Source organism: Bradyrhizobium macuxiense (assembly GCF_001542415.1).
Lineage (GTDB): Bacteria > Pseudomonadota > Alphaproteobacteria > Rhizobiales > Xanthobacteraceae > Bradyrhizobium > Bradyrhizobium macuxiense.
This window is the reverse complement of record NZ_LNCU01000039.1, coordinates 382,392-392,524: the sequence shown is the minus strand read 5'-3', so window position 1 is coordinate 392,524 and position 10,133 is coordinate 382,392. Positions and strand designations below refer to the sequence as shown.

General features: G+C 58.7%; 8 protein-coding genes and 1 pseudogene. All 9 read right to left on the bottom strand.

Going from position 1 to position 10,133, the window contains the following annotated elements:
* On the bottom strand, positions 1-313 hold a 313-nt coding region (locus AS156_RS12685), incomplete at its 3' end, for an AMP-binding protein (protein ID WP_144440954.1).
* A 16-nt stretch (positions 314-329) separates the two neighbouring features.
* Entirely contained in the window at positions 330-1,181 is an 852-nt protein-coding gene (locus AS156_RS12680) for an amino acid ABC transporter ATP-binding protein (protein WP_082747480.1), read from the bottom strand.
* On the bottom strand, positions 1,174-1,821 hold the full coding sequence (locus AS156_RS12675) for an amino acid ABC transporter permease (RefSeq protein WP_066504111.1): 648 nt from the start codon (positions 1,819-1,821) through the stop codon (positions 1,174-1,176). The genes AS156_RS12680 and AS156_RS12675 overlap by 8 nt, the downstream gene beginning before the upstream one ends.
* Positions 1,818-2,495 (bottom strand): amino acid ABC transporter permease, encoded by a 678-nt coding sequence (locus AS156_RS12670; protein WP_283807918.1) that lies wholly within the window; start codon positions 2,493-2,495, stop codon positions 1,818-1,820. The genes AS156_RS12675 and AS156_RS12670 overlap by 4 nt, the downstream gene beginning before the upstream one ends.
* 40 nt (positions 2,496-2,535) lie before the next feature.
* On the bottom strand, positions 2,536-3,402 hold the full coding sequence (locus AS156_RS12665; protein ID WP_066504102.1) for a transporter substrate-binding domain-containing protein: 867 nt from the start codon (positions 3,400-3,402) through the stop codon (positions 2,536-2,538).
* A 546-nt stretch (positions 3,403-3,948) separates the two neighbouring features.
* A pseudogene (locus AS156_RS40640) lies at positions 3,949-5,097 on the bottom strand (IS630 family transposase).
* Positions 5,098-5,786: 689 nt separating this feature from the next.
* Positions 5,787-7,052, bottom strand: a complete 1,266-nt coding sequence (locus AS156_RS12650) for a Glu/Leu/Phe/Val family dehydrogenase (protein WP_066504167.1) — start codon at positions 7,050-7,052, stop codon at positions 5,787-5,789.
* Positions 7,053-7,279: 227 nt separating this feature from the next.
* The gene (locus AS156_RS12645) at positions 7,280-8,512 is read right to left on the bottom strand and encodes a pyridoxal phosphate-dependent aminotransferase (RefSeq protein ID WP_082747478.1); all 1,233 of its coding nucleotides are present in this window, start codon (positions 8,510-8,512) and stop codon (positions 7,280-7,282) included.
* A 13-nt stretch (positions 8,513-8,525) separates the two neighbouring features.
* Positions 8,526-10,091 carry an L-piperidine-6-carboxylate dehydrogenase gene (gene amaB / locus AS156_RS12640; protein WP_066504098.1) on the bottom strand — a complete coding sequence of 522 codons (1,566 nt, stop codon included), beginning with the start codon at positions 10,089-10,091 and terminating at the stop codon, positions 8,526-8,528.
* Between the last annotated feature and the right edge of the window lie 42 nt (positions 10,092-10,133).

The following is a 10,133-nucleotide window of genomic DNA, read 5'->3' as shown; positions in this document are numbered from 1 at the left end:
CAATAAGCAGGCGCGGCTTGGCGCTATTAAGCTGGAGTTCTAGCCCGGCGGCTTTCAGGTGGATGCTGAACGGGACCGAGATCGCCCCGATCCACGCGATAGCAAGAAAGAGCTCCATGTGCTCAATCGAAGGCGACAGCATGAGACCGACACGATCGCCAGACTTCACTCCAGCTTCCGTCAGGGCGCCGGCCATCTCCTGGACACCGTTACGTAGTTGTTCGAAGGTCGTTCGTTGTCCTTGGAACGAACAGAACACACGCTGGCCGCCGTCTTCGGCGCGGGCTTGGAGGAGGTCAGAGAGAATCTGCATCGGTATGGTTGGCCTTTCAATGGTTCAAGACTGACTGCAGGAATGCACGCGTACGGTCGCATTCGGGATAGCTAAAAATTTTGTCGGGCGAACCTTGTTCAATGATACGGCCAGCGTCGAACACGGCAATACGGTCAGAAACCTCGCGCGCAAATCGCATCTCGTGTGTGACGATCAGCAGGGTCACCTTCGTCTCGTGCGCCACGCCTCGCACGACGTCGAGCACCTCTCCGGCAAGCTCCGGGTCTAGAGCCGAGGTGATTTCGTCAAGAAGGAGTATCTCAGGTTTCAAGATAAGCGCCCGCGCGATAGCGATGCGTTGCTGTTGGCCTCCGGATAGCTGGGCGGGATATGCATGAACTTTACCTTCCAGACCTACCATTCGAAGGTATTCGAGCGCGGTGTTCTCAGCCTGCTCCTTTGACTGCCTCAGCACGGTCGTGGGCGCCAGAACCAAGTTCTGCAGCACGGTTAGATGGGGAAAAAGATTGAATTGCTGAAACACCATGCCGCACCGACGACGGATTCGGGCCTCCTGCGAGGTAGACAGCGGTTTGCCGGCAGAATCGAAGAGGATACTTTCGCCGAAGATCCGGATGTCACCCCCGGTGGGCTTTTCGAGCGTCATCGCCAGGCGCAACACAGTCGTCTTTCCCGAACCGCTGGGGCCGATCAGCGTAACCTTTTCGCCAGGCTGCACTTGCAGGTCGAGATCGACCAGCACACGATGAGCGCCGAAGAATTTCGAGATCCTTTCGAATTCGATAGCCCACTTGGCATGTTTCGATTTGGGAGCGACTCCATGCGCTTCCGTCGCTGCCTCGGGAACGAAAGGTCGCGAGTGGCTAAATTCGGCTGCACTAAGCATGCTTGTCCTTGTATCGGGAGAGGAGATAGAGGAACGGCAAATTCATCGCCATATAAATGATGCCGGCAAGCGTGAAGGGCTCAAGAAAACGGAAGCTTTCGTTACCAGCCACCTGAGCCTCGCCCATCAGCACGGGCACTCCGATCGCAAAAAGCATCGCTGTTTCCCGGAATAAGCCGAGCACGTAGTTGAGCAAGGCGGGGACAGCCCGTTTGATCATGAGCGGAACGAGGACGCGTTGCCACGTGACATACTGGCTCAAGTTGAGTGCCACGCATGCATCGCGCAGTTCGGTTGGAATCGTGATCAGACTGCCTCGGTAAACTTCCGAGCAATACGCGGCGTAGACAACACCTAATACGCCGATGCCGATTGGTATCGCGGGAATTGTAATTCCCAGTTGGGGGAGCACATAGAACGTGAAATACAGCAGTATCAGAATCGGTACGCCTCGGGCGAGTTCGAGCCAAAAACGCACAAATGTCCGCCCTAGCCTAGTACTCGCAATTTCCAGGATCGCAAGGAGCAGCCCTCCGATCAGCGCAATTGCCGAACTCGCGAGCGTTACCAGGATGGTGTACCAAACGCCCACCATAAGGTTCGGCACGATCTCCACGGCGTAGCTCCAATCCCAAGTCATTGGGCGGCTCCTGCAGGTGCATACGCGCTCGGCGCCCTAGCGGCTCGCAATGCGCGGTTCAACGGCAACACCTGCTCAAGCTCGCGGAAGACGAGGCCACAAAGAACGGTCAGGATCCAATAAAGGACCGCAAGAAGGCAAAAGACGATGGTCGTCTCGAAGGTTTGGGCGCGGACGTTGTTCGCGACATAAAGTATGTCCTGCACGCCGATGAAGCTCACAATCGAGGTCCACTTGATCATGCCCCTCGCTAGGCTCCCGAAAGCGGGCACTATCTGCGAGAGCGCTTGTGGTAGCACCACCTTCGTGAAACTCTGGAATCTGCTCAGTCCAAGCGCGTGGCACGCATCGGCTTGTCCACGATTCACTGCCTCAATGCCAGCACGAACGATCTCGGCGCCGTATACGGCTCCATCGAGCGCCAGCACAAGAATCGCCGCCGCGAGAGGGCTGAGCTGCGGCATGCCCGGCAGCAGGGGCAATGCATAAAACACCCAGAACAGGAGAACCAACGCGGAGGGGCCGCGAATGCACTCGATGAAAACCATCGAAAGCACTCGTATCACCCCGGTCCTGGAGACCCGCAGTACGCCTAGCATGATCGCGCCCAACGCCGCACCAAGGATGATGCACGAGCTCACCCAAACTGTAACCCATAGGCCCTGAATAAGCACGGGCCAGTACTCAAGCACGGCTTCCACAGCACTGCACTCCTTACTCGCAGCCCGGCACCATGTCGCCAGCCTTGGTGAGCTTGGAGAGGAGATCCCAGTTGAAGTCTCGGGTATATTCGAAACCTTCTTTCCAGGATTTCTCAAGAAGCTCCTTCATAATGCCATTGCTGCGCAATAGGTTGAGTTGCTCGTTGAACGCGTCCCGAAAGCTTACGTCCTCCTTGCGAAAGATCGCGCCGTACCCATACACTGGCGACTGCTTGTCGAGGACGAAGTCGAGGCCTTTCTGTTCTGGATGAGGGATGGCGACCTGACCAAGTAGAAGCGCCTCTGATCGTCCGCCGGTGACTGTCACGGCGCCGGCCTGAATGTCAGGGACACGTACCAATTGCTCGGTCTTGACACCCTGTCGCAAGGCCTCCGGTTCATAGCTCCCCCCTGCGACTATCGCTAGCTTGATGTCGGGGTTTTGCGCAATCTGCGCGACACCCGTGAGATGCTTCGGGTTTCCAGGCAGAACGTACAGCCCCGACTGCTGCACGAAATAAGGCCCGGAATACACTGCCACTTTGCAGTGGACTTCAGTGTAGTGCTGGCCGGAGGCTACGAAGTCGACCTGATGAGCCTGCAGTGCGGGAAACTGGGCCCCCCACGCGAGGAGCACGGGCGTCATGGGTGGCAGGCCCATCCCCTTAAGCGCCAGATTGACTATCTCGACGCCGTAACCAGTCGCCTCCCCGCTCGGCGATATGACGACGTAGGGTGGGGCGGAGACAATGGCTACTTTGACCTCACCAACTTTGCGGATTGAGGCGAGAAGGCGGCTTTCCGCTTGTGCAAATGCTGGAGACGAGTAGACGGCCGTCGCAAGGAGCGTCACGAGCAGCTTTGGGATGACGAAATGCATGCGCGTCTCCTTTGAAATCTGTGCCAAAGCCGTATTTTGCTCCCGATGAAGGCGCCAATGACCCTCGCCACGAAGACGAGCTATTGTGCGTCACCTTGACCTGCCTACTCTCGGCTCTATCCGCGCGAGAATGGAACGTGTTCGGCAATTGCCTTCAGGCGAACAAAATAATCAATGTCCACTCCACCATTCGGTGGCATGTTTGGATCGCGCCATGCATCTTCGTGACATCGCCCATAAACGACTATCACTTGAGCTTCATTTCATCGTTCCACTCACGCCGTATCTCCCTCGCTGACCGCGCTGTAAGTGACATGGTTCGGTTATGCAGATCAATTGCCAGCATCGATAGTTGACCGAGACCTTACGCGATCGACCGCGAGCGAGGGCGATGTGGCCTCCGTGCTGGTCGGCAAATACGCGTGGCATGTGTTCTGGAAACACGCCAAAAAGTGAGGCGCGGAAGATGCATCACGTCACCGGACGCTGACGGAAAGCCAAAGTTCGTAGGGCTACTTCGACGTACCCTAGCTGTGCTCACGGCGATCAGCATCCTAATACCTCGGCACAGGTTTTGACTCGTTGAACTTGGCCTGATTTGGCTGGGGGTTTTGGATAAAAGCGCTCCAGTTTGGCGCGAGCTGTTTCGGCAGTGAACATCCATTTGACGCAGGCGCCGTCGACATTGCGCGGTTTCTCTCAGGCGGTGATCGCTGCGACGAGGCGGGCGAAACTATCGATGCGGCGGTCGTTGGCGAGCGAGAACCCCGATCTCGATCTTGACCATGTTCAGCCAGCTGGCGTGATTTGGAGCGCAGTGGCTCCAACGGCGCAGGACCCGCCGGGCTTGTCGGCGGAAAGGCCTGATAGAGCGCCTCAGCCGAATGGGTTGAGAGATTGTCAAGTACCAAGCGGATGCGCTCGCCCCGGGAATAGTGGATATCGACGAGGTCGCGCATGCAGCCTGCAAAATCTCCGCAGCCGCCCGTCGCTTGGTCACCTTCACCTTGCGCCAGGAGCGATGTGCATCGAGGAAGACGAATAGGTTTGCGGCGCCATTGCGCCGATGCTCGCAATCGTAGCGCTCGAGCTGGCCCGGCTTGGGCGGGATAGGCTGGCGCACTTCGCCAATGAGCTGGATCGGGCTCTAGTGGAAGCAGCCCCACCGGCCGCTTCGGATCGGGCGCCTCGGCATAGAGATCGAGCACGTCCTCCCTGCGGGCGACGTAGTCCGCGTCGATCTGGCGGACGCACCACATATCCTTGCGCCACGGCTTGAGACCGTTCTCGGCAAGCGTCAGCGCGCCGCCTCGCGCGACAGGCTCTCGTGTGGCGTCAGCTTGACGATCGCTACAATTTCCAACGAGCGCAGCCTGCCGGAGAGCTTGAACAGGCGGTTGTCAGCAAGGCGCTTCTTCTTCCTTGCCGGTGAGCTTGCGCTTCGCTCCAGGCCGCGGCTCCTCGCTGAGAGCCGCCTCCAAATTGCCAAGGACAAAACGTCGTTTGGTACGATAGACGATGGACCCCGACGACGCCGACGCTCCGGACGATCTCCTTGTCGCTGGTGCCAGCGTCAGCGGCCAACAAGATCTGCGCCCGCTTGAGCTTGCGGGCCACGTGCTTGCCACCGCTCAAAAGCACAGTGAGTTCGGCGCGTTCGGTTTGGCTGAGGTCGACGCGATAGCGTACATTCATCCCTGCGTCCTTCTGTCGAGGCATTGACAAATCGCTGAATCGGATAGCGAAGGTGAGTCATTCTGCAAAAGCCTTCACGCCCAAACAGGGCCAGTATCTGGGCTTCATCCACGTCTACACGCGCGTGCATCGCCGCTCCCCCGCCGAATGGGAGATGCAGCGACACTTGGGAGTGTCCCCGCCTTCCGGCCATCAGATGCTGTTGACTCTCGACGGGCCTCATCAGGCACCACTAAGTGCTGGTCACTCGGGAGCACCTACCAGTCTTGGAAATGTCAGAGCAATCAATCAACACCGCTATGTCGAGGTGCTGGTCGGGCCTACAACAACCCATCCGCGGAATGGCTAGGCTCACGTCCCGGCAATCGCATCTGCTGCGGACTCGGCAAGTGCAGCCATCCGGTCCCCCCGGACCAAACGGCTCAGGCCGAACGCTGAAGGCGCAGGGACTTTGCCAAGCCTATAGCTACATATTCATGAACTTCATCTGGACCAGACGGACATCGCGTCCATGGAGGATAACTCACGACGGTTCTTTGCCGGTGAGGCTCTGCCGACAAGTGCCACGAAATAGCTGTCATCGCTTCGCCTGATCTGGTTGGAGGCTCGATTTCGAGCGCGGATTTGATACGCTTGATAGCGATAGTACGCGTGCAACCAGATCGTGTTGAAGTGCGCAACATAGGTGTCTACGGAAAGAGACCTCTGGTTTGCTTGGCCGATTGCACCACGCTGACGCCGATTGCCATCGCGGCCGTGCGATGTGGGATGCGGTCGCGTTTCGCGCGAGCAATCGTTTGCTGGAACGAGCGTTCGAGAACTCGATAGAGGCGATCAAATACCTCCCCTTCCTCCCAGAATAACCTCTGGAGATCTTGCACCCACTCGAAATAGCTGACGATGACCCCTCCTGCGTTGCAAAGAATATCTGGTAATACAAATATCTCATCGCCCCGTTGCTGCAGGATAGAGTCAGCTTCGGGCGTCGTTGGGCCGTTGGCTCCCTCGGCTAGAACATGACATTTGAGGTGGGAGGCATTTTCGCCGGTGATAACCCGCTCGATTGCGGCGGGGACGAGAACATCGCACTTCTGGATCAATAGCTCCGATGGGTCGATGAGAACCTGAGAAGAGAATCCGACAAGTTGGCCACACTTGCTAACGTGGCGTTGTAGCCCGGAAATATCTAGACCCGCGGGATCGTAGTATGCGGCCGTGTGATCGCTAACGCCGACGATTTTGACGCCTCTCTGGGCGAGAGAATAGGTTGTCACAGACCCAACGTTGCCAAAACCCTGAACAATTGCTGTTGCGTTACCCGCGGCAATCCCAAGGCACTCAAGCGCGCGCCCCACGAGATAAGCTACGCCACGCCCGGTCGCTTCGCGGCGGCCGAGTGTTCCTCCCGTTGATATCGGTTTACCAGTGACGATCTCGTTGATCGTCTTCCCCTGATACATGGAGTAGGTGTCCATAAACCAGGCCATAACCTGCTCGTTAGTCCCCATATCAGGGGCCATGACGTCGGTGTGCGGACCGACGAAAGGAATCATCTCCTGCATGTAGCGTCGCGATAGAGCCTCAAGCTCGCGTGGTGATAACGTGAAAGGATCGACGGTAACACCGCCTTTTGCTCCACCATAGGGGAGTCCCGCGAGGGCGCATTTCCAGCTCATCCAAATGGATAAGGCGGCGACCTCGCCAATGTCCACCGAGGGCGCGAACCGCGTTCCGCCCTTGGTTGGACCCAAGGTCAGATGATGCTGTACGCGGTAGCCCTGATAAACTCTTGTGCGGCCGTCATCCGTATGAATCGGACACGACACGGCGATCGCGCGCTTTGGATACAGAAGTCGGTCTCTGTCCATTTCCAGGATTTGCAAATGATCGGCAACCCGCTCAAACTGCTCCCTGGCCATATCGAACACAGGACCATTGTATATAGATTTGCTCATGCGCCAGTCATCCAGGTCGATTTGCGTGTGTGTGTCCAATTGGGAGGTCCAAATCTGAAGAGGAAAAGCGGCCGCCCCGCAAAAGGGGGCGGCCCAGTGCCGTTCGTCGGGAGGGAAATTTCGACGAACAAAGTCAGAAGATCGAAAGGGGCACAACTCAGTCCGGCATTCGCGTCCGACCTTAAGCCAGCAGTCTGGATAGCCAATCGAAAGGGCGTACATCGATGTTAAGTTAACCTGCGCGCCGCAAGGGCAATCCGCCTGCAGGCTTCCTCGAGCTCCGAAACTGAAGTGGCGTAGGAAATCCGGAAATAGGGAGCTAGCCCGAACGCCGAACCTGGCACCACAGCAACGCCAACGCTACGCAAGAGATATTCGGCGAAATCGCTATCACTGCAGATGCGTTGCCCATCCGGCGTATGCCTGCCGATCAGTCCCCCACAGCCGGCGAAGGTATAGAATGCGCCCTCGGGCACCCGACAGGTGACGCCCTCGATCTTGTTTAGGGCGGCAACGACAAGATCACGCCGCGCCTGAAAGGAGCAGCATCGCTCCCTCACGATTTCCGCAGGTCCATCAAGCGCGGCAATAGCGGCAGCTTGGCTAATCGACGATGGGCACGACGTCGATTGGCTCTGGACGATTGCCATCGCTCGGATAAGCGCGCTAGGTCCTCCCGCGTACCCGATCCGCCAACCCGTCATGGCATACGCTTTGGAGACGCCGTTGATCGTCAGGCTGCGCTCACGAAGCGACGGTTCAAGCGCCGCGGGCGTCGCAAAACGAAAACTGTCGTAGATGATGTGCTCGTAAATATCGTCCACCATCAGCCAGACATGCGGATGCGCCATCAGCACGTCGAGGAGGGGCCGGTAATCTGCCTCCGAATAGGCTGCTCCCGACGGATTTGAGGGTGAGTTCAACATCACCCATCGCGTGCGCGGCGTGATTGCCCGCACGAAATCCTCCGCCGCCAACCGAAAGCCGTTGCTTTCCCGACATGGGACCAGCACCGGCTTGCCCCCCATCATCAGGACAATATCCGCATAGGTCACCCAATAGGGCGTCGGGATGATAACCTCGTCGCCGGCTTCCAGCGTCGCCGCCATCGCATTGAAAAGGACCTGCTTGGCGCCGGCCGACACCGTGATTTCGTCGAGCCCGAAGTCCAGGCCGTTGTCGCGCATGAACTTCAGGCGGATTGCAGCCTTCAGTTCAGGCGTGCCGTCGAGCGCCGTATACTTCGTGGCACCGGCGTCCATCGCGCGTTTCGCCGCGTCCTTGACATGATCCGGCGTGTCGAAATCGGGCTCGCCCGTCCCGAGAACGATGATGTCCTTGCCCTCCCGCTTGAGGTTGGTCGCAAGTCCCGTGATCTTCAGGATCTCCGAGACACCGATCGGTGCAAGACGGCTTGCCGGCCGGAACAGAGACGATCGCGCTTGAAGGGGAGCGTTCACGCTTGATCCTCCATCAGACCACGTCGAATCTGACGCCCTGGGCGAGCGGCAGCGTCCGGCCAAAATTGATGGTGTTGGTTGCCCGGCGCATATACGCTTTCCACGAATCGGATCCGGACTCACGCCCGCCGCCGGTCTCTTTCTCACCGCCAAATGCGCCACCGATCTCCGCACCGGACGGTCCGATGTTGACGTTGGCGATGCCGCAATCCGAACCACGGGCGGACAGGAAGGTTTCCGCTTCCCGCAGATCATTCGTGAAGATGGAAGATGAAAGGCCCTGCGGAACGGCATTATGTAGTTCGAGCACAGCGTCAAAATCATTGTACTTCAGAATGTAGAGGATGGGCGCGAAGGTCTCGTGCCCGACCGGCCCGGTCTGCGAGGGCATCTCGACCAGGGCCGGGCGGACATAGTAAGCCTCGGCTGCTCCCTCGATCGGCAAGCGCTCGCCTCCATGGACGATACCACCCAGGCCTTTTGCGGCCTCAAGTGTGCTTTGCATCGCGCGATAGGCCGAACCATCGATCAGCGGACCGACCAGGGTGCCGGCTTCGAGGGGATCTCCGACCGTCACCGATGCATAGGCCCGCTTCAGGCGCGGCACAAAGGTGTCGTAGACACTTTCATGGACAAAGAGGCGGCGCAGCGTTGTACAGCGCTGGCCGGCTGTTCCCATGGCCGCAAAGGCAACACCGCGCAACGTCAGATCGAGGTCGGCCGTCGGCGTAATGATCGCGGCATTGTTGCCCCCGAGCTCGAGAATCGCCCGCGCGAACCGCTTGGCAAGCTTCGGCCCGACGGCGCGCCCCATCGCCGTCGAGCCGGTCGCCGAAATTAATGCCACCTTCGGGTGGTCGACGAGGAGTTCGCCGATGTCGCGACCGGAAAGCAGCACCGAAGAGAGTCCATCGGGGGCCGTTCCGCCCTCCTCCCTGAAGCGCTTCATCGCGCGTCCAAGGAGCGCTTCAGTTGCAAGCGCGGTCAACGGCGTCTTCTCCGACGGTTTCCAGACGATGCTGTTGCCACATACGAGCGCGAGCGCCGCATTCCAGGCCCACACCGCGACCGGGAAATTGAAAGCCGAGATGATTCCGGTCACGCCAAGCGGATGCCAGCTCTCGACCATCCGATGCTCGGCCCGTTCGGTTGCGATCGTGAGGCCATAGAGCTGGCGAGAATGCCCGACTGCGAAGTCGCAGATATCGATCATCTCCTGAACTTCGCCAAGGCCCTCCGACGTGATCTTGCCAACTTCGATCGAGACCAGCCGGCCCAAGGCCTCCTTGTTGGCACGCAATTCTTCCCCAAGCAGCCGGACAAGTTCGCCGCGCTTTGGCGCCGGCACCAGCCTCCACGCACGGAATGCCGCGTAAGCCGCTTCGATCGCTGCGACAGACTCGCTCGCATTCGTCAGCCGGACATGTCCGATGATCTCGCCCGTAACAGGCGTATGCACCGTGAGCTCACCATCTCCATAGCGAGATCGGCTCACGCCGAGGTCGGTGAGCAGCCTGTCGACCTCACCTGAGAGATTGCGCCTATGGGATTGCGTTTGCACTTTGGTTGAAGTTGACATGACAGTTTTCCAGGTACGGGTTCGGGTAATGGCCGGCACGTG